Source organism: Xanthomonas euroxanthea, assembly GCF_900476395.1.
Taxonomy (GTDB): domain Bacteria; phylum Pseudomonadota; class Gammaproteobacteria; order Xanthomonadales; family Xanthomonadaceae; genus Xanthomonas; species Xanthomonas euroxanthea.
Window position 1 is genome coordinate 1,276,101 of sequence record NZ_UIHB01000001.1, and the last position, 20,225, is coordinate 1,296,325.

General features: G+C 66.1%; 17 protein-coding genes, 1 tRNA gene and 1 pseudogene. 16 read left to right on the forward strand and 3 right to left on the reverse strand.

What is annotated here, in order from left to right; genetic code table 11:
• Positions 1-64 precede the first annotated feature (64 nt).
• From fabG to CPBF1521_RS05730, 9 genes are all read left to right on the forward strand, one after another.
• Positions 65-808: a 3-oxoacyl-ACP reductase FabG gene (fabG, locus tag CPBF1521_RS05690; protein ID WP_115676291.1), complete on the forward strand. Its 744-nt coding sequence runs from the start codon at positions 65-67 to the stop codon at positions 806-808.
• A gap of 156 nt (positions 809-964) precedes the next feature.
• A complete protein-coding gene (gene acpP, locus CPBF1521_RS05695; protein WP_002814322.1) occupies positions 965-1,204 on the forward strand; it encodes an acyl carrier protein in 240 nt (79 codons plus the stop codon).
• 141 nt (positions 1,205-1,345) lie between these two features.
• Positions 1,346-2,581 carry a beta-ketoacyl-ACP synthase II gene (fabF, locus tag CPBF1521_RS05700; RefSeq protein WP_104582330.1) on the forward strand — a complete coding sequence of 412 codons (1,236 nt, stop codon included), beginning with the start codon at positions 1,346-1,348 and terminating at the stop codon, positions 2,579-2,581.
• Between the two features lie 180 nt (positions 2,582-2,761).
• Positions 2,762-4,117, forward strand: coding sequence for an aminodeoxychorismate synthase component I (locus tag CPBF1521_RS05705; RefSeq protein ID WP_115676292.1), 1,356 nt, complete (start codon positions 2,762-2,764; stop codon positions 4,115-4,117).
• Between the two features lie 60 nt (positions 4,118-4,177).
• Positions 4,178-5,242, forward strand: a complete 1,065-nt coding sequence (mltG, locus tag CPBF1521_RS05710) for an endolytic transglycosylase MltG (RefSeq protein WP_115676293.1) — start codon at positions 4,178-4,180, stop codon at positions 5,240-5,242.
• Positions 5,239-6,198, forward strand: a complete 960-nt coding sequence (locus tag CPBF1521_RS05715) for a DNA polymerase III subunit delta' (protein WP_115676294.1) — start codon at positions 5,239-5,241, stop codon at positions 6,196-6,198. The genes mltG and CPBF1521_RS05715 overlap by 4 nt, the downstream gene beginning before the upstream one ends.
• Entirely contained in the window at positions 6,195-6,548 is a 354-nt protein-coding gene (locus CPBF1521_RS05720) for a PilZ domain-containing protein (RefSeq protein ID WP_026064467.1), read from the forward strand. The genes CPBF1521_RS05715 and CPBF1521_RS05720 overlap by 4 nt, the downstream gene beginning before the upstream one ends.
• A 227-nt stretch (positions 6,549-6,775) precedes the next feature.
• Positions 6,776-6,850: transfer RNA gene (locus CPBF1521_RS05725), tRNA-Val, on the forward strand.
• Between the two features lie 307 nt (positions 6,851-7,157).
• Complete coding sequence (locus tag CPBF1521_RS05730) at positions 7,158-7,484, forward strand: hypothetical protein (protein ID WP_115676295.1); 327 nt, start codon at positions 7,158-7,160, stop codon at positions 7,482-7,484.
• Positions 7,485-7,671: 187 nt separating this feature from the next.
• On the opposite strand, the gene prpR is transcribed toward CPBF1521_RS05730, so the two are convergent.
• On the reverse strand, positions 7,672-9,279 hold the full coding sequence (gene prpR, locus CPBF1521_RS05735; protein ID WP_115676296.1) for a propionate catabolism operon regulatory protein PrpR: 1,608 nt from the start codon (positions 9,277-9,279) through the stop codon (positions 7,672-7,674).
• A gap of 146 nt (positions 9,280-9,425) precedes the next feature.
• On the opposite strand from prpR, the gene prpB reads away from it, so the two are divergent.
• Both prpB and prpC read left to right on the forward strand, forming a co-directional pair.
• Positions 9,426-10,322, forward strand: a complete 897-nt coding sequence (gene prpB, locus CPBF1521_RS05740) for a methylisocitrate lyase (RefSeq protein WP_115676297.1) — start codon at positions 9,426-9,428, stop codon at positions 10,320-10,322.
• A 75-nt stretch (positions 10,323-10,397) separates the two neighbouring features.
• On the forward strand, positions 10,398-11,552 hold the full coding sequence (gene prpC / locus CPBF1521_RS05745; protein WP_115676298.1) for a bifunctional 2-methylcitrate synthase/citrate synthase: 1,155 nt from the start codon (positions 10,398-10,400) through the stop codon (positions 11,550-11,552).
• Between the two features lie 24 nt (positions 11,553-11,576).
• Here prpC and CPBF1521_RS21455 read toward each other — a convergent pair whose 3' ends face one another.
• On the reverse strand, positions 11,577-11,945 hold the full coding sequence (locus tag CPBF1521_RS21455) for a hypothetical protein (RefSeq protein ID WP_181901101.1): 369 nt from the start codon (positions 11,943-11,945) through the stop codon (positions 11,577-11,579).
• Between the two features lie 35 nt (positions 11,946-11,980).
• Between CPBF1521_RS21455 and acnD the strand changes: the two genes are divergently transcribed.
• From acnD to CPBF1521_RS05780, 5 genes are all read left to right on the forward strand, one after another.
• Entirely contained in the window at positions 11,981-14,575 is a 2,595-nt protein-coding gene (gene acnD, locus CPBF1521_RS05760; RefSeq protein ID WP_115676299.1) for a Fe/S-dependent 2-methylisocitrate dehydratase AcnD, read from the forward strand.
• A 9-nt stretch (positions 14,576-14,584) separates the two neighbouring features.
• Positions 14,585-15,142, forward strand: coding sequence for a 2'-5' RNA ligase family protein (locus tag CPBF1521_RS05765; RefSeq protein ID WP_115676300.1), 558 nt, complete (start codon positions 14,585-14,587; stop codon positions 15,140-15,142).
• Positions 15,143-15,255: 113 nt separating this feature from the next.
• The gene (gene prpF / locus CPBF1521_RS05770; RefSeq protein WP_115676301.1) at positions 15,256-16,455 is read left to right on the forward strand and encodes a 2-methylaconitate cis-trans isomerase PrpF; all 1,200 of its coding nucleotides are present in this window, start codon (positions 15,256-15,258) and stop codon (positions 16,453-16,455) included.
• A gap of 188 nt (positions 16,456-16,643) precedes the next feature.
• The gene (locus CPBF1521_RS05775) at positions 16,644-18,860 is read left to right on the forward strand and encodes a TonB-dependent receptor (RefSeq protein WP_115676302.1); all 2,217 of its coding nucleotides are present in this window, start codon (positions 16,644-16,646) and stop codon (positions 18,858-18,860) included.
• A 106-nt stretch (positions 18,861-18,966) separates the two neighbouring features.
• Positions 18,967-19,938 (forward strand): nucleoside hydrolase, encoded by a 972-nt coding sequence (locus CPBF1521_RS05780; RefSeq protein ID WP_115676303.1) that lies wholly within the window; start codon positions 18,967-18,969, stop codon positions 19,936-19,938.
• Between the two features lie 52 nt (positions 19,939-19,990).
• Here the strand turns inward: CPBF1521_RS05780 and CPBF1521_RS21865 are convergent.
• Positions 19,991-20,172: pseudogene (locus CPBF1521_RS21865) on the reverse strand (hypothetical protein); the annotation flags it as partial.
• Positions 20,173-20,225 lie beyond the last annotated feature (53 nt).

Consider the following 20,225-nt stretch of genomic DNA (forward strand, 5'->3'; position numbering starts at 1 on the left):
CCTGCCGGCAGCCCTCACCGCTCGCGGCTGCGGTCGCGCGCTTCCCACTCGAGGAACAGCATTCATGAGCAAGCCTCTGCAGGGCGAGATCGCCCTCGTCACCGGTGCCAGTCGCGGGATCGGCGCGGCCATCGCCGCGACGCTGGCCGCCCAGGGCGCCACCGTGATCGGCACCGCGACCTCGGCCTCCGGCGCTGCGGCGATCGGCGAGCGCCTGGCTGCCGAAGGCGGCCACGGCCGTGAGCTCGATGTCACCGACGCTGCGGCGGTCGATGGCCTGATCGATGCGATCGGCAAGGAGTTCGGCGCGATCTCGATCCTGGTCAACAACGCCGGCATCACCCGCGACAACCTGCTGATGCGGATGAAGGACGACGACTGGCAGGCGATCATCGACACCAATCTGACCAGCGTGTTCCGCACCTCCAAGGCGGTGATGCGCGGCATGATGAAGGCGCGCAAGGGCCGTATCGTCAACATCGCCTCGGTGGTGGGCGTGACCGGCAATCCCGGCCAGACCAACTACGCCGCGGCCAAGGCCGGCATCATTGCGTTTTCCAAGTCGCTGGCCAAGGAGATCGGCTCGCGCGGGGTCACCGTGAATGTGGTGGCGCCCGGCTTCATCGATACCGACATGACCAAGGCGCTGCCGGACGAGGCCAAGGCTGCCTTGCTGCAGCAGATCGCGCTGGGCCACCTGGGCCAGCCGGACGACATCGCCAACGCGGTGGCGTTCCTGGCCGGCCCGAGTGCCAGCTACATCACCGGTGAGACCCTGCACGTCAACGGCGGCATGTACATGCCGTGAGCGTGCGGCGCCGGGAGGCGCTAAGTGGCTGATTGGCGGGGACTTGTGATGCAATGCAAGGCTCGGTCGCTTCCACTACACTATCCAACGCGGCCATCGCAGCGGCGATGGCGTTTTTTTCGTACCACCACTACTCCATCTGGAGCGATATCCCCAATGAGCACCATCGAAGAACGCGTCAAGAAAATCGTCGTCGAACAACTCGGCGTCAAGGAAGAGGAAGTCACCACCAGCGCATCGTTCGTCGATGACCTGGGTGCCGACTCGCTGGACACCGTCGAGCTGGTGATGGCGCTGGAAGAAGAGTTCGAGTGCGAGATCCCGGACGAAGAGGCTGAGAAGATCACCTCGGTCCAGCAGGCGATCGACTACGTCAAGGCTCACGTCAAGAGCTGATGCGTTGTTCCTGACTGCGGCGGCGTGCGTCAAGCCGTTGCTGCGTCAGACATTCCATGGGGCCGCTGATGCGGCCCTGTGTTTTTCAAGCGTCATCCGCAAACCGCAAGCACCGTCCGTTCCGTGGTGAGGAGATCTGCAATGAGTCGTCGTGTTGTCGTTACCGGCATGGGCATGGTGTCGCCGCTGGGCAATGATCTGGCCACCAGCTGGGATGGAATCATCCACGGGCGCTCAGGCATCGGCCCGATCACGCAGATCGATGCCTCGCAGTTCACCACCAAGATTGCCGGCGAGATCAAGAATTTCGATCCCACGCTGTTCGTGTCCGCCAAGGACGTCAAGAAGATGGATTCGTTCATCCATTACGGCGTCGGCGCCTCGTTCATGGCGCTGGACGATTCCGGCCTGGAAATCGACGAAAGCAATGCCGAACGCGTTGGCGCCATTCTCGGCTCCGGCATCGGCGGGCTGCTCGGTATCGAAGAGCAGACCATCAAATTCCACGAGGGCGGCGCGCGCAAGATTTCGCCGTTCTATGTGCCCAGCACCATCATCAACATGCTGCCGGGCCAGGTGAGCCTGATCAAGGGCCTGAAAGGCCCGACCTTCTCTGCGGTGTCGGCCTGTGCCACCTCCAACCATTCGATCGGCACCGCGATGCGCATGATCCAGCACGGCGACGCCGACGTGATGCTGGCCGGTGGCGCCGAGCGCGGCTCCTCGCCGAGTTCGGTGGGCGGCTTTTGCGCAATGAAGGCGATGTCCACCCGCAACGACGATCCGACCGGCGCTTCGCGTCCGTGGGACAAGCAGCGCGACGGCTTCGTGCTGGGCGACGGTGCCGGCGTGCTGGTGCTGGAAGAGTACGAACACGCCAAGGCGCGTGGCGCGCGCATCTATGCAGAACTGGTCGGCTTCGGCGCCAGCTCCGATGCCTTCCACATGACGGCGCCCAGCGAAGACGGCGAGGGCGCGGCGCGCAGCATGGCCGCGGCGATGCGCGATGCCAAGCTCAATCCCGAGCAGATCGGCTACCTCAATGCGCACGGCACCTCCACGCCGTTGGGCGATCTGGCCGAAACCCTGGCGATGAAGCGCGCGCTAGGCGACCACGCCTACAAGACCATGGTCAGCTCGACCAAGTCGATGACCGGCCATCTGCTCGGCGCGGCTGGCGGCGTGGAAGCGATCTTCTCGGTGATGGCGCTGCACACCGGCATCATTCCGCCGACCATCAACCTGGAAGAGCCCAGCGAAGGCTGCGACCTGGATTACGTGCCGAACGTGGCGCGCGAAGTGCAGGTGGACGCGGTGATGTCCAACGGCTTCGGCTTCGGCGGCACCAACGGCACGCTGGTGTTCAAGCGCATCTGAGATCACTGTGCGTGTGTACCGCGAGCGATGTCTCGCGGTACACGACGCATGGGATTCCGTCCACCACACCCGGACAGTGGCGCTGCCGAACCTCGCTGCGCGACCTGATCCCTCTCATCATGCGTGCCCTGCCTCCATCGCAGGGTGGCGCGTCTTAGCACCCCACGCCACACCAGGCCGATGACGCTCACCAGACCCCTGCACGCGGACATCGACCTGCTGGCGCTGCATCGGCTGGCGCCGCAGCGCTATCCGGCACTGCTCGAATCCACTGCTTCCGGCACCGCCCACGGCCGCTGGGATGTGTTGTTGCTGGCAGACGGCGCAAGCCTGCGGCTGGATGCCGACGGGCGCACGCGCGACGGCGATGGACGGGTGCTGGACGGCGGCTTTCTGCAGGCACTGGATGCGGCCTGGCAGGCCGAGCGCCTGCCGCACGCTGCGACCGGCCCGTGGCCGTTTCGCGGTGGCTGGGCGGTATTGCTGGATTACGAGCTGGCCGCGCAGGTCGAACCGATTCTGCAGCTACCCACGCGCAGCGATGGCTTGCCGAGCGCGCTGGCGCTGCGCGCACCGGCCGCGGTGCTGCGCGATCGGGTGCAGGGCCACTGCATCGCGCTGGCCGAGCCGGGCCGCGCAGATCTGCTGACCCGCATCGTCGATGACATCGCCGCCTGCGCCGCGCTGCCGCCGTTGCCAGCGTGGGCCGGGCCGGCGGCTGTCGAAGAAGATGCGCCGGAGCGCTTTACCGCTGCCGTGGAGCGTGTGCTCGATTACCTGCGCGCCGGCGACGTGTTCCAGGCCAATATCTCGCGCGCCTGGCATGCGGCGTTCGCCGCTGCGGTCGATCCGGCGGCGTTGCATGCGCGCCTGCGCGCGGCCAATCCCGCCCCGTTTGCCGGCCTGTTCGTCGCGGCAGGCCGCGCGGTGGTGAGTTCCTCGCCGGAGCGGCTGGTGTCGGTGCAGGGCGATGTGGTGCAGACGCGCCCGATCGCCGGTACCCGCGCGCGCTTTGCCGGCGACGACGATGCCGCGCGCATCCGCGAGCTGGTCGGCCATCCGAAGGAGCGCGCCGAGCACGTCATGCTGATCGACCTGGAACGCAACGACCTGGGGCGCATCTGCGCACCGGGCACGGTGGAGGTGGACGAGCTGATGGGCGTGGAAAGCTACGCGCATGTGCACCATATCGTCAGCAACGTGCGTGGCCGTCTGCGCCCCGACGTCACCCCGGGCGAGGTGGTTGCTGCGGTATTTCCGGGCGGCACCATCACCGGTTGCCCGAAGGTGCGCTGCATGCAGATCATCGCCGAGCTCGAAGGTACCGCGCGTGGCGCCTATACCGGCGCCTTCGGCTGGCTCAATCGCGACGGCGACATGGATCTGAACATCCTGATCCGCACCGCCGAGGTGGCCGGGGACCAGGTGCATTTCCGCACCGGCGCCGGGATCGTGGTGGATTCGGACCCGCAGCGCGAACTGGATGAAACCCGCGCCAAGGCGCGCGGCGTGCTGCGCGCCTTCGACCAGGCATGAGCGCTTCAACGGGACATCACCGGCGCGCGGTATCCTGCGCGGCGCTGGGGCAATGACGAGGTGCGTGTGGCGGTGACTGGCAAACGTGGATGTCTGGCCGTGCTGGGCACGGCGCTGTTGCTTGCAGCGCTGCTGGCGATTGCGGCCGTGGTGGCGTGGCGGCATTACCTGCACTTTGCCCAGACGCCGGTGAGCGCGAGTGCGCCCAGCGTGGTGATCGCGCCTGGCGATTCACTCAAGGCCACGCTGCGCAAGTTGCGCGCCGCCGGCGTGGCACAGGGCACCGATCTGGAATGGCAGCTGCTCGCGCGCCAGGTCGATGCGGCCGGCAAGCTCAAGGTGGGCGAATACGCGCTGGCCCCGGCGCTGTCGCCGCGCGAGCTGCTCGAACGCATGCGCCAGGGCCGGGTGATCCAGTACCGCTTCACGATCGTGGAAGGCTGGAACTTCCGCCAGCTGCGCGCCGCGATCGCCACCGCCACGCCGCTGCGGCAATCCATCGCTGCGCTGGACGATGCGGCAGTGATGGCGCGGCTGGGTTTTGCCAGCCAGCACCCGGAAGGGCGCTTTCTGCCGGAAACCTATCTCTACCAGCGCGGCGACAGCGATCTGGACGTGCTCAAGCGCGCTCACCTCGCCATGGACAAAGCGCTGGCGCAGGCCTGGGCGCAGCGCGCTGCCGATCTGCCGCTCAGCTCGCCGGAGCAGGCGTTGATCCTGGCCTCCATCATCGAAAAGGAAACCGCGCTGGGTTCGGAGCGTCCGCTGATTGCCGGCGTGTTCCTGCGCCGCCTGCAGCTGGGCATGAAGCTGCAGACCGACCCCACCGTGATCTACGGCATCGGCAGCAGCTACGACGGCAATATCCGCCGCCGCGACCTGACCACCGATACGCCGTACAACACCTACACCCGCGCCGGCCTGACCCCGACCCCGATCGCCATGCCCGGCCGCGAGGCCTTGCTGGCGGCAGTGCGTCCGGCACCGGGGAATGCCTTGTACTTCGTGGCGGTCGGCGATGGCACCGGCGCGCACGTGTTCTCGGCCACCCTGGCCGAACACAATGCGGCGGTGGCGCGTTACCTGCAGCGTCGCCGCCTGCCGCAACCGGAGCCCACGCCATGACCACTGCGTTCTCACCCTGGCAGCAGCGCGCCTACGACCAGACGCTGGCGGCGCTGGACGCCGGCCGGCTCGGCCACGGCTTGCTGATCTGCGGGCCGGATGGCCTGGGCAAGCGTGCGGTGGCCCTGGCGTTGGCCGAGCACGTGCTGGCCAGCGCGCCGGACCCGGCGCTGGCGCAGCGCAGCCGGCAGCTGATCGCCGCCGGAACCCACCCGGATCTGCAGCTGATCTCGTTCATTCCCAACCGCACCGGCGACAAGCTGCGCACCGAGATCGTGATCGAGCAGGTGCGCGAGATTTCGCAAAAGCTCTCGTTGACCCCGCAGTACGGCATCGCCCAGATCGTGATCGTCGACCCGGCCGATGCGATCAATCGCGCTGCCTGTAACGCGCTGCTCAAGACGCTGGAAGAACCCTCGCCGGGGCGCTACCTGTGGCTGATCAGCGCGCAGCCGGCACGCTTGCCGGCGACCATCCGCAGCCGCTGCCAGCGCCTGGAATTCAAGCTGCCGCCCGCGCACGAGGCGCTGGCCTGGCTGCTGTCGCAGGGCGTCGACGAGCGGGCTGCGCAGGAAGCGCTGGACGCCGCGCGTGGTCATCCAGGGCTTGCGGCGCAGTGGCTGCGCGAGGATGGCCTGGCGGTGCGGCGCGCGGTGGCGCAGGACCTGGAACAGGTCGCCGCCGGCCGCGCCGGCGCAGTGGAGGTTGCGCAGCGCTGGACCAACGACGGCCAGGCCGACCAACGGCTGCGCCACGCGGCGGACCTTGCGCTGGCACAGGCATCGGCCGGCTTGACCGATCCATCGCGGTTGCACAAGCTGGCGACCTGGTTCGACGCCGCCAATCGCACCCGCGACCTGCTGCGCACCACCGTCCGCGCCGATCTGGCGGTGACGGAATTGTTGCTGGCCTGGCGCGAGGGAGAGCGTCCGGCACGTTCTAGGGGAACTCGATGAGTGCAATGAATGCACGCCAGGGCATTTTGTCGCTGGCGTTGAAGGACAAGCCGGCGCTCTACAGCGCCTACATGCCGTTCGTGAAGGGCGGCGGCATCTTCGTGCCCACGCCCAAGCGCTACATGCTCGGCGACGAGGTCTTCCTGCTGCTGACCCTGCCGGACTCCAGCGAACGCCTGCCGGTCGCCGGCAAGGTCATCTGGACCACCCCGGCCGGTGCGCAGGGCAACCGCGCCGCCGGCATCGGCGTGCAGTTCCCGGACGGCCAGGAAGGCGAGAGTGTGCGCAACAAGATCGAGACGCTGCTGGCGGGATTGACGACCTCCGACAAGCCGACGCACACGATGTGATGCGGGGCGCTGCGGCCGCGCGCGTGATCGCCGTTGTCTGGCGCGGGGCATCGACGGGCGTATCGGGCATCTGACGGCGCCGAATCGATTGCCACAGCGTCGCGCCAGGGAGTCATGGCGCCACGCCCAGCCACCGGAATGGGACGTTTTCGAGCGCATTGCCGCTGTCGCCGATGAACCTGTTGACGATCGCCGCAGCTGCCCTATAATGTGCGGCTCGCGTCACCGGGCGGTTAGCTCAGCGGTAGAGCATTGCCTTCACACGGCAAGGGTCACAAGTTCGAACCTTGTACCGCCCACCATCGAAATCCAGCAGCAGCAAGGGTTTCAACGCGAGAAGAAGAGCCGGCCATGTGCCGGCTTTTTTGTTGTCCTGAAGGCGCTCCTGCAACCGCCTTGGGCGTCTGGCTCGGTTGAAGTGATGTGGACCAGCCGATGCCGTCAAAACGCAGGTGTCGCCGCTATCCGCGCGAGTGGGATGCAGAGCCCGTTGATCCCAACGACTTGTTCAAGTCGCTGACAGGCCTGTTCATCCGGTTGTGCCTGCTTGTTGCAGGCGCAGGAACGAATCGCCATCCTGCAGTCCCCCGCGTTGAAGAAGGAGTGGCGATGAAGGCGCTGCTTGGAAGTGCTCTGGTTGCGATGGCGTTGCTGGCCGGCTGTGCACGCGATGTGGGCGAGCAGTACGTGGGCAGGTGGGTCAACACGACGTCGGAGAAGAACGTGCTCAGCATCGAGCACAACGGCGAGAGCTTCATCATTCGCGATACCACGCCGGAGCGGCTCGGCGGCGGCGTCAGGACCAAGAATCATCCGGCGATCTTGAACAAGGGCGTGCTGCAGGTGTCCGGCGCCGATGGCACCGTCAACTATGCGATCGACCAGGCGACCGGGCACCTGAGTACGGGCGATACCGAGTACACGCGGGTCAAGTGATCGCTGCGCACTCGTTCGATGTGCGGGTGCTGGATAGCGGCGCTGCGTGTGATCACATCACCAATGGGGCAGCACCCCCGGCGTGTGGAACGCGGCGCATGACCTGTCGCCGCGAGCGCGCGGCTGGCGCTGTAAAGATTCGCGAAACAGGTCTGCGCGTGCAGCCCGGCCAGGCGAGGCCTGCATCTCAATCCCGCGATGCCGCTGCGTGTGCCTGCATCCAGCGCCACAACGTCGTGCGCGAGACGCCCAGTGCCTGTGCGGCGAGGGCGCGATTGCCGTTTGCGCGATCGAGCGCTGCGCGGACCGCCGCTGCGGTGAGTTGCAGGCGCGAGCTCGCAAGATCGGTGTGCCCGGGTGCTGCTGCGCCATCGCCATCGCCAATGCGCATCTCGAACAGCTCAGGTGCCCAGCGTTCCAGTTGATCCAGGTCAAGGCTGTGGCGCGGTTGTGCCTTCCAATGAATGCACAGGCGCTCGACCAGATTGCGTAATTCGCGCACGTTGCCCGGCCATACGTGCTGTTGCAGCCGCTGCAGTGCTGTCGATGACAGCGGGGAGGTCATGCCGCCGAGGTGCTGGAAGTAATGCGCCAGCAACAAGGCGATCTCGTCGGTGCGGTTGCGCAGCGGCGGCAGGGCGATGCGTAGCGCTGCCAGGCGATAGAAGAGGTCGCGGCGGAAGCGTCCTTGCTCGACCAGTGCCCGCAGCGGCTGCAGGCTGGCGGCGACCACGCGCACGTCCACGGCGACCGGCAGGGTGGCGCCGACCCGCAGCACTTCGCGCTCTTCCAGCACGCGCAGCAGGCGTGTCTGCAGCGGCATCGCCAGTTCGCCGATTTCGTCGAGAAACAGCGTGCCGTCCTGCGCGGCTTCGATCAGGCCGACATGGCCGCCGCGGCGTGCGCCGGTAAAGGCGCCGTCGCTGTAGCCGAACAATTCCGCCTCCAGCAACGACTCGCTGATGGCGCCGCAGTTGATGGCGACGAAGCGGCCACGCCGGCGGCTGCCGGCATGCAACTGGCGTGCGACCAGTTCCTTGCCGGTGCCGGTCTCGCCGCTGATCAGCACGGTGCCCGGATGTGGGGCGTACAGCTGCACCAGCTCGCGCACCTGGGTGATTGCAGCATCGTCGCCCAGCAATGCGTCGGTGCGCCGTACCCGGCGCGTGACGGTGCGGCTGGCGGAGCGATCGTGGCCGGGTGCGCTCCCCAGCGCGATGGCGTGTTCGAGTGCCAGGCGGACCGAATCTGCCGAGTACAGCAGCACCCCGGGCAAGCCGGCCTGCTCGGCGAAATCGATCGCCATGCCGGTGCCGACGATGACCTGGATGCCGCTGGCACGCAGGTCGGCGATGCAGTCACGCGCGTCCTCGGCGGTGACGAAGCGACGATGTTCGATGTCCAGGTCGAAGCTGTCCTGAAACGCGCGGAATGAGGGCACGTCGGTGGCATGGGTGACCACGCCGATGCGCGGTGCGATGCGGCGTGCGCGCGCCAGCGCTTCCATCAGATCGAATCCGGTGGCCTGGATCGGCGCCAGTGGCAGTGCGAGCCGGCTGCGCAGATAGGCGGCATTGGAGCCGCCGGCGACCAGCACGTCGCAGCGCTCGCGGCGCAGGCGCTGGCCGATGACCTCCACGGCCTCGGCAAAGCCGAGGTTGACCTGCTCGATGCGCGCGCGCTGGTCGAACTCGGGGATGACGTCGGCCAGCAGGCCGGTCAGGCGAGAGACGCTGACGGTCCAGATGACGGGGCCAGAGGTCTCCGTCGGCTCGATAAATCGGGGGCTGCGCATCGGTGGCGTCGCGTTGCAGGGATGTTGCATCGTGCTTGGCACGTTGCAGTATTGCAACATTCGGCGCTGACTGGTCCAGTCGAATCAATGGCTTGGCGTTGGCATGCCATTTGCGCTCTATCCCGCATCCCACCCCAGGAACCACCATGACGTCCTCGCCCACTGCTTCCGCCGGCTCGCGCTTCCGCGCCGCGCTGGCCGCCGAATCGCCGCTGCAAGTGATCGGCGCGATCAACGCCAACCACGCGCTGCTGGCGCAGCGCGCCGGCTATCAGGCCATCTACCTGTCCGGCGGTGGCGTTGCGGCCGGTTCGCTGGGGTTGCCGGACCTGGGCATCAATACGCTGGAAGACGTGCTGATCGACGTGCGCCGCATCACCGATGTCTGCGCGCTGCCGCTGCTGGTGGACGTGGATACCGGCTTCGGGCCGAGCGCGTTCAATATCGAGCGCACCATCAAGTCGCTGATCAAGGCGGGCGCGGCCGGCTGCCATATCGAAGACCAGGTCGGCGCCAAGCGCTGCGGGCATCGGCCGGGCAAGGAGATCGTCAGCCAGGCCGAGATGGTCGACCGGGTCAAGGCGGCGGCCGATGCCAAGACCGATGCGGCGTTCTTCTTGATCGCACGCACCGATGCGATCCAGATGGAAGGCGTGGATGCGGCGATCGAGCGTGCGATCGCCTGCGTGGAGGCCGGTGCAGACGGCATCTTTGCCGAGGCCGCGTACGACCTGGAGACCTACACGCGGTTTGTCGATGCGGTGCGCGTGCCGGTGCTGGCCAACATCACCGAATTCGGCAAGACGCCGCTGTTCACACGCGACCAGCTCGCGCAGGCCGGCGTGGCGATCCAGCTGTTTCCGCTGTCGGCGTTCCGTGCGGCCAACAAGGCGGCCGAAGCGGTCTACACCGCGATCCGGCGCGATGGGCATCAGCAGGCCGTGCTGGACACCATGCAGACGCGTGAAGAGCTGTACGAGCGCATCGGCTACCACGACTACGAGCAGCGCCTGGACGGCTTGTTTGCACGCAAAGGCGCATGATCGCGCCTTGCTGCGTGCAGGTTCGGCCATTTCATCCGTGACACCGCAACACGACACCGTTTGGGAGCGCATCGCATGAACGACACCGTCAATTCCGGCTTCAAGCCGAAGAAATCCGTCGCCTTGTCCGGCACCGCTGCGGGCAACACCGCGCTGTGCACGGTGGGGCGCAGCGGCAACGACCTGCATTACCGCGGCTACGACATCCTGGACCTGGCCACCACCAGCGAGTTCGAGGAAATCGCCTATCTGCTGGTGCATGGCAAGTTGCCCAATAGTGGCGAATTGCGCGGCTACAAGGCCAAGCTGCGTTCGCTGCGCGGCGTGCCGGCGGCAGTGAAAACCGCACTGGAGCAGCTGCCGCCGTCGTCGCATCCGATGGATGTGATGCGCACCGGCGTGTCGGTGCTGGGCTGCCTGCAGCCGGAAAAGGACGACCACAATCATCCTGGCGCACGCGATATCGCCGACAAGCTGATGGCCTCGCTGGGGTCGATGCTGCTGTACTGGTATCACTACAGCCACAACGGCAAGCGCATCGAGGTGGAAACCGACGACGACTCGATCGGCGGGCACTTCCTGCATCTGCTGCACGGGTTTGCGCCGAAGGAGTCGTGGGTGCGTGCGATGCACACCAGCCTGATCCTGTACGCCGAGCACGAGTTCAACGCGTCGACGTTTGCGAGCCGCGTCATTGCCGGCACCGGCAGCGACATGTACAGCGCCATCGCCGGTGGCATCGGCGCATTGCGCGGGCCCAAGCATGGCGGCGCCAACGAAGTGGCCTTCGAGGTGCAAAAGCGCTACGACACGCCGGACGAGGCCGAGGCCGACATCAAGGCGCGTGTGGAGCGCAAGGAAGTGGTGATCGGCTTCGGGCATCCGGTCTATACCGTGTCCGACCCGCGCAACAAAGTGATCAAGGAGGTGGCGCGCGAGCTTTCCGAGGCACAGGGAAGCCGCAAGATGTACGACATCGCCGAGCGCCTGGAGAGCGTGATGTGGGACATCAAGAAGATGTTCCCGAACCTGGACTGGTTCAGTGCGGTCAGCTACCACATGATGGGCGTGCCGACGGCGATGTTTACGCCGCTGTTCGTGCTGGCGCGTACGGCTGGCTGGAGCGCGCACGTCATCGAGCAACGCATGGACGGCAAGATCATTCGGCCTTCTGCGAATTACACGGGTCCAGAGGATCAGGTGTTCGTGCCGCTGGATCAGCGCTCCTGAAAAGCTGCTGCCTGCGAGCGGCCCTCATCCGCCCTTCGGGCACCTTCTCCCGCGTTGCGGGAGAAGGGAGAGTGGCGAGCAGCAGGTGGTGACTAGCAGCACGAGCGCCTGTAACAACAGCCACAGCCACAGCAGCAACAGCACCAGCAGCACCAGCAGCACCAGCAGCACCAGCAGCACCAGCAGCACCAGCAGCACCAGCACCAGCACCAGCACCAGCACCAGCACCAGCAACAGCAACAGCAACAGCACCAGCACCAGCACCAGCACCAGCACCAGCACCAGCAGCACCAGCACCAGCAACAGCACCAGCACCAGCAACAGCACCAGCAACAGCACCAGCAACAGCACCAGCACCAGCAACAGCACCAGCAACAGCACCAGCAACAGCACCAGCAGACCCCGCCCGCTTTGTGATATCGCCAGCCATGAACAGCCAGTACCGCAAGCCCTTGCCGGGCACCTCGTTGGACTACTTCGATGCGCGCGCCGCCGTGGATGCGCTGCAACCCGGCGCCTACGCAACGTTGCCGTATACCGCGCGCGTGCACGCGGAGAATCTGGTGCGGCGCGCCCAGCCACAGATGCTGGAGGCCTACCTGCGCCAGTTGATCGAGCGCAGGCGCGACCTGGATTTTCCCTGGTTTCCGGCGCGTGTGGTCTGTCATGACATCCTGGGGCAGACCGCGCTGGTCGACCTGGCCGGACTGCGCGATGCAATCGCCGAGCAGGGGGGCGATCCGGCGCAGGTCAACCCGGTGGTGCCGGTGCAATTGATCGTCGATCACTCGCTGGCAGTGGAATACGCCGGCTTCGACAAACAGGCCTTCGCCAAGAACCGCAGTGTGGAAGATCGCCGCAACGCCGACCGCTTCCACTTCATCGAGTGGACCAAGCGCGCGTTCGAGAACATGGAAGTGATTCCGCCGGGCAACGGCATCATGCATCAGATCAATCTGGAGAAGATGTCGCCGGTGATCTACACGCTCGACGGCGTGGCCTTTCCCGATACCTGCGTGGGTACCGACAGCCATACCCCGCATGTGGATGCGCTGGGTGTGATCGCGGTTGGTGTGGGTGGGCTGGAAGCGGAGAACGTGATGCTGGGCCGTGCCTCGTGGATGCGCCTGCCCGACATCATCGGCGTGGAATTGCTGGGCCGGCCGGCGCCCGGCATCACCGCCACCGACATCGTGCTGGCCTTGACCGAATTCCTGCGCCAGCAACGTGTGGTCGGTGCCTATCTCGAGTTTTATGGAGCCGGCGCCAGCGCGCTGACCATCGGCGACCGCGCGACCATTTCCAATATGACGCCGGAGTTCGGTGCCACCGCGGCGATGTTCTATATCGACCAGCAGACGCTGGACTACCTGCGTCTGACCGGGCGCGAAGAGACGCAGATTGCGTTGGTGGACACCTACGCCCGCCAGACCGGCCTGTGGGCGGATGACCTGGTCACCGCGCACTACGAGCGCGTGCTGCAGTTCGACCTGTCGAGCGTGGTGCGCAACATGGCCGGGCCGTCCAATCCGCACAAGCGCGTGGCCACCAGCGCGCTGGCCGAGCGCGGCATTGCCGGTGTCTGGGACGATGTGCCGGGGCAGATGCCCGATGGCGCGGTGATCATCGCCGCGATCACCTCGTGCACCAATACCTCCAACCCGCGCAATGTCATTGCCGCCGGCTTGCTGGCGCGCAACGCGAACGCGCGTGGACTGACCCGCAAGCCGTGGGTCAAGAGTTCGCTGGCGCCGGGCTCCAAGGCGGTGCAGTTGTATCTGGAAGAGGCCGACCTGTTGGGCGAGCTGGAACAACTGGGCTTCGGCATCGTGGCGTTCGCCTGCACCACCTGCAACGGCATGAGTGGCGCACTGGATCCGGCGATCCAGCAGGAGATCATCGACCGCGATCTGTACGCGACAGCGGTGTTGTCGGGCAACCGCAATTTCGACGGGCGCATCCATCCCTACGCCAAGCAGGCGTTCCTGGCATCGCCACCGTTGGTGATCGCTTATGCCATCGCCGGGACGGTGCGCTTCGATATCGAAAAGGATGTGCTGGGCATCGACGCCGATGGCGTTGCGGTGACGCTCAAGGATCTGTGGCCAAGCGATGCGGAGATCGACGCGGTGGTGGCGCGCAGCGTCAAGCCGGAACACTTCCGCAGCGTCTATGACCCGATGTTCAAGCGCAGCGTGGGGCAGGGCAGCAGCGTCAGCCCGTTGTACGACTGGCGGCCGACCAGCACCTACATCCGTCGCCCGCCGTATTGGGAAGGCGCGCTCGCCGGTGCACGCAGTTTGCGCGGACTGCGCCCGCTGGCGGTGCTGGGCGACAACATCACCACCGATCATCTGTCGCCGTCGAACGCGATTCTGGCCGGCAGCGCGGCCGGCGAATACCTGGCGCAGATGGGCGTGCCGGAGGAAGACTTCAATTCCTACGCCACCCATCGCGGCGACCACCTCACCGCGCAGCGCGCCACCTTCGCCAACCCCAAACTGGTCAACGAAATGGCGGTGGTCGATGGGCAGGTCAAGGCAGGCTCGCTGGCGCGGCTGGAACCGGAAGGGCAGGTGCTGCGCATGTGGGAGGCGATCGAAACCTACATGACGCGCAAGCAGCCGCTGATCATCATTGCCGGTGCCGATTACGGCCAGGGCTCCTCGCGCGACTGGGCCGCCAAGGGCGTGCGTCTGGCCGGTGTGGAGGTGATCGTGGCCGAAGGCTTCGAGCGGATTCACCGCACTAACCTGATCGGCATGGGCGTGTTGCCGCTGGAGTTCAAGCCGGGCAGTGATCGCAAGACGCTGGGCATCGACGGCAGCGAAACCTTCGATGTGGTCGGCGAGCGCACGCCGGGTGCCACGCTGACGCTGTCGATCCATCGGCGTAATGGCGAGCAGTTGCAGGTGCCGGTGACCTGCCGGCTGGATACCGCCGAAGAAGTGTCGATCTACGAGGCGGGCGGCGTATTGCAACGGTTTGCGCAGGATTTTCTTGAGGCAAACAAGGCCGCATAGGGCAGCGTCATGGCCGAGTCTTCGCGATTGATCTTCATGCTCAAGCCGGCACCGCAGGTGCTTGCGGCCATGGTCGATGCCGTGGCTGCACACCGCCTCGATGCGATGCTTGGCGATGCCTATTTCGATCCTGGCAACTGGCATCAGTCAGTCTCGGATCGGTTTGAAGGATCTGCTGCGCGTGCGGCCATGCTGCGCGCGGGTGATCGCCTCGATGCCCAGGCAGTCACGTTTTGCTTGAATCGAATTACCAGTCGCGGAACAGACCCAGTGCATTGGGCATTTCGGGCAGAAGGCAATCCACCTGCGTTCATTGCGTTACAGGCTGCTATTGCAGCAGCGCTGCGTGCCGAAGGCTTTCGTGTTGCAAGCGGACATACGCCGCACGTCACGATTAGCTATGCGGCGCCAAGCAAGTTGAACCAGCCCATTGTGCCTATCACCTGGCATGCCACCGAGGTGTTGTTGGTCGAAGGCGGGGGGCGGCCGTATCACTATGCGCGCATCGCATGTTGGCAATTGCGACCCGATGGCCTCCTGACGGACCAGGCGCAATTGCCGTTCTGATCTGCGCAGGATTGTTTGCTTGAGATCTTCACGGTGACGCATCGCGATAGCGTATTGATGCGTCACGTAGACTTTTCCTCAATACATCCGCACGTCGTTTCCAAGGAACGCTCATGGCATTGGCTCCCCAACTCCGCATTCCGGCCACCTACATGCGTGGCGGCACCAGCAAGGGCGTGTTCTTTCGCTTGCAGGACCTGCCCGCTGCCGCCCAATTGCCCGGGCCTGCGCGCGATGCGTTGTTGCTGCGGGTGGTCGGCAGTCCCGACCCGTACGGCAAGCAGATCGACGGCATGGGTGGGGCGACCTCCAGCACCAGCAAGGGCGTGATCGTGTCGGCCAGCGCGCGCGCCGGGCACGATGTGGACTACCTGTTCGGGCAGGTATCCATCGACAGCGCGTTCGTGGACTGGAGCGGCAACTGCGGCAACCTGTCGGCGGCGGTGGGGCCGTTTGCGATTGCCAATGGCCTGGTCGATGCCGCGCGGGTACCGCGCGATGGTGTGGCGACGGTGCGGATCTGGCAGGCCAATATCGGCAAGACCATCGTGGCGCATGTGCCGATGACCGATGGTCAGGTGCAGGAAACCGGCGACTTCGAACTGGATGGGGTGACCTTTCCGGCCGCCGAGGTGCAGCTGGAATTCCTCGACCCGGCCGACGCTGCCGAAGGCGAGGGCGGCGCGATGTTTCCCACCGGCAGGCTGATCGATCAGCTGGAGGTTCCCGGCCTGGGCACGATCGCCGCGACGCTGATCAATGCCGGCATTCCGACCATCTTCGTCAACGCGCGCGACCTGGGCTATACCGGTACCGAGCTGCAGGAAGCGATCAATGGCGACCCGCGTGCATTGACGATGTTCGAGACCCTGCGTGCGCACGGCGCGGTGCGGATGGGCTTGATTGCGAAGGTGGAAGACGCAGCGACGCGGCAGCACACGCCGAAGGTGGCGTTCGTGGCGCCGCCGGCCGATTACACCGCGTCCAGCGGCAAGCCGGTGCATGCCGCCGAGCTCGATCTGCTGGTGCGCGCGATGTCGATGGGCAAGCTGCACCACGCCATGATGGGCACCGCCGCGGTGGCGATTGGCACCGCGGCCGCGGTGCCCGGCACCCTGGTCAATCTGGCAGCGGGCGGCGCGGCGCGTTCTGCGGTGCGTTTCGGGCATCCCTCCGGGACCTTGCGCGTCGGCGCCGAGGCGCAGCTGGTGGACGGCCAGTGGCAGGTGACCAAGGCACTGATGAGCCGCAGTGCGCGGGTGCTGATGGAAGGCTGGGTGCGGGTGCCGGTCGACGCCGTCTGTGGCGGCTGATCGCCCGCTGAGACCGGGCAGGCCCCAATGCACAAATTGCATGCGCGTGTTGCATTAATTCGAACGCCTTTTTGAATTCGGAAAACTTTTTCGCACGCGCTCTGCCAAATTTGTGTAAATCGTGTTAATTCTGTTGCAACGCGGCATGCAGATCAGGCCGCTCCGCCAACCGAATTCGGAGTCTTCCCATGTCCGCTAGCCGGTCGCTCAAGATCAGCGCGCTCGCCGTTGCCGTTGCTTCCCTTCTCCCGCTTCATGCCGCTGCCCAGCAGGCGCCCGGCGACGACGGTGTCGTGCGCCTGGACGCGGTCAAGGTCACGGTCGAGCGCCGCTCGGAAGATTCCAAGGACGTGCCGGTCTCGGCATCGGTGCTGCGTCCGGAATTCCTGGATGCCATCTCCACCAGCGGCTCGGATATCCGCGTGCTCGCGGGCAAGGCGCCCAGCCTCAACATCGAATCGTCCAACGGCCGTGTGTTCCCGCGCGTGTACATCCGCGGCTACGGCAACACCGACTTCAACACCTATGCCTCGCAGCCGGTGTCGCTGATCTATGACGACGTGGTGCAGGAAAACGCATTCCTGAAGGGCTTCCCGATCTTCGATCTGGAAGGCCTGGAAGTGCTGCGCGGCCCGCAGGGCACGCTGTTCGGCCGCAACACGCCGGCCGGCGTGGTCAAGTTCAACTCGGTCAAGCCGGCCATCGGCGCCAATGACGGCTACGCCAGCCTGTCCTACGGCACCTACGGCACCATGACCCTGGAGAGCGGCCTGAGCATCGCCATGGGCGACCATTGGGCGGCGCGTCTGTCCACGCTGGGCCAGCGCCGCGACGACTGGGTGGAAAACCGCGACGGCCGCGATCTGGAAGGCTATACCGATTCGGCCGTGCGCCTGCAGCTGCTGTACCAGGCCAGCGACGATTTCAGCGCCTTGTTCAACGCGCATGCGCGTCACCTGGACGGCACCGCGCGGCTGTTCCGCGCCAACGTCATCCAGCCCGGCACCAACCAGCTGGTGGACGGCTTTGACGAAGAGAAGTCCTTCATCGACGGCGCCAACAACCAAGAACTGCAGACCTATGGCGGCAGCGCCAACCTGACCTGGGACCTGGGCGACATCGCGCTGCACTCGATCACCGCATACGAAGGCATCGGCAAGTACTACAGCCGCGGCGACATCGACGGCGGCTTCGGCGCGGTATTCGCACCGCCGTCCGGCCCGGGCGTGATTCCGTTCCCGGTGGAAACCGCCGGCGGCATCAAGAGCCTGGACCAGTACAGCCAGGAACTGCGCGCCGAATCGCAGTACGAGGGCCCGCTCAACTGGCAGGCCGGTCTGTACTACTTCCACGACGACGTGGAAGGCGAAAACTACACCTACAACACCTTCAGCGGCGGCGATCTGGCCAGCTACCAGCTGACCCGCCAGCGCAATACCTCGTGGGCGGCGTTCGGCTCGTTGAACTATGCGGCCACCGATCGCCTGAACCTACGCGCCGGCATCCGCTACACCTACGACAAGAAGACCTTCGACGTGCTGGCGCTGGATCGCGTCACGCTGGTCGAGCCGTCCAGCGGCGAGACCGACAACTCCAAGGTCACCGGCGATCTGGCGGCCACCTTCGCCATCAACGACGACGTCAACGTGTACGCCCGTGCGGCACGCGGCTTCCGCGGCGCCAGCTTCGGCGTGCCCTCGGGCACCGCGCCGCTGACCGTGGCCGAGCCGGAGACGGTGGATTCGTTCGAGATCGGCATCAAGTCGGATCTGTTCGACAACCGCGCGCGCCTGAGCTTCGACATCTACGATTTCCGCGTCAAGAACCAGCAGCTCACCGCGGTGGGCGGCGTCTCCAACGACGTGCGCCTGCTCAACGCCGACAAGACCAAGGCGCGCGGCGCCGAGTTCGACTTCGAAGCGCTGCTCACCCAGAACCTGCGCGTCACCGCCGGCGGCGCCTACAACTGGACCCGCATCGACGACCCGGCGCTGTCGGTGGGCGTGTGCCGCACCTGCACCGTGACCGACCCGCTCAACGCGGCCGGCAACGCCATCATCGACGGCAACGACCTGCCGCAGGCTGCCAAGTGGATGGCCAACGCCACCCTGCGTTACGGCATCCCGATGGGCAACGACGGCGAGCTGTTCTTCTACACCGACTGGTCCTACCGCAGCGAAGTGAACTTCTTCCTGTACGACTCCAAGGAGTTCACCGGCCAGCCGCTGGTCGAAGGCGGCGCCAAGATCGGCTACAACTGGGGCGCGGGCGCGTACGAGGTGTCGGTGTTCTGCCGCAACTGCACCAACCAGATCCGTGTGACCGGTGCGATCGACTTCAACAACCTCACCGGCTTCATCAACGACCCGCGCATCGTCGGTGCGCAGTTCCGCGCCAACTTCTGATCGGCGTGGTGGTGTAGCACGATTGAACCGCCGGCCGACACGCCGGCGGTTTTTTTATGGTCGCAGGAGCAGATACATGCAGCAGAGATGGCGAAACGCGTGGTGGATGCTGGGGCTGTGGTGCGCATCGGCAGTGGCATGGGGGCAGACGCCTGCCGTGACCGCAGCGCAGGCGCCGCCAACACCCACATCCACCGAGTTGCTGGTGGTCTCCACCGATATCGGCGACGACATCGACGATGCATTTGCGCTGGGGTTGTTGCTGCGCAGCCCGCAGCTGCGGGTGCTGGGCATCGCATCGGCCTGGGGCGACACCGGCTTGCGCGCGCAGTTGCTGCAGCGCCTGTTGCAGCAGGCCGGGTGCAGCGAGATCCCGTTGGCGGTGGGTGCACGCACCACCAGCGCGATCCCCTTCAGCCAGGCGCGCTGGGCCGCCAGGGGACAGGCGCCAGGCAAGCTGCCGGATGCGGCGGCGATGATCCTGCAGCAGGCGCGCCTGCACCCCGGCGAGGTGACCTTGCTGGTGTTGGGGCCGATGACCGACGCTGCACTGGCGCAGCAGCGCGACCCGGCCGGCTTTGCCAGGCTCAAGCGCATCGTGGCGATGGGCGGCTCGGTCCGGGTCGGCTATGGCAAGTCGGCGTATCGGCCGGCCAGTGCGCCGGCGCCGGAGTACAACATCCTGGCCGATGTGCCGGCGGCGCAGCGGGTGTTCGCGGCCGGCGTGCCGATCGTGTTGCTGCCCCTGGACGCCACCCAGGTTCCGCTGGAAGAGCCCGAGCGCGTCGCGCTGTTTGCACACGGCGACGGGCTCACCGATGCGCTCACCCAGCTGTATTACCAGTGGCGCAACACCGACCAGCCCTGGGCCAGCGCCACGCCGACCTTGTTCGACGCGGTGCCGGTGGCCTGGCTGCTGCGCCCCGCACTGTGCCCGACCACGCCGTTGCACCTGGACGTCGATGCGCAGGGGTACACCCGCGAAGGCACAGGCACGCCGAACGTCCAGGCCTGCCTGCGCGCGGACAAGCCGGCGTTGATCGACCTGTACATGCGCACGGTGCTGCAGTTGCGCTAGGAGTGGCTTTCAAAGTGTGGTGAGCGCCCGCTTGGTGGCGAGCGCAGTGGTTTTATTGGCCGCACTTTGGGATGCAGTCAAAAGCCTGGTTGGTCGTGCGCGCGGTGCCCTCACCGCTCGCGGGACACGCCGCAAGTACGTCCGTGTAGGCTCGGTGGCGGCATCCATGCCGCCACACGGTCCCGCAATCGGCGAGGACACCACACCAGAAAATGCGTCGGTTGCTTTGTTGAAAGCCTGCTTGCTGCTCTGCTTGTGATGGAACGTTTGTTGGACGCACCATCATC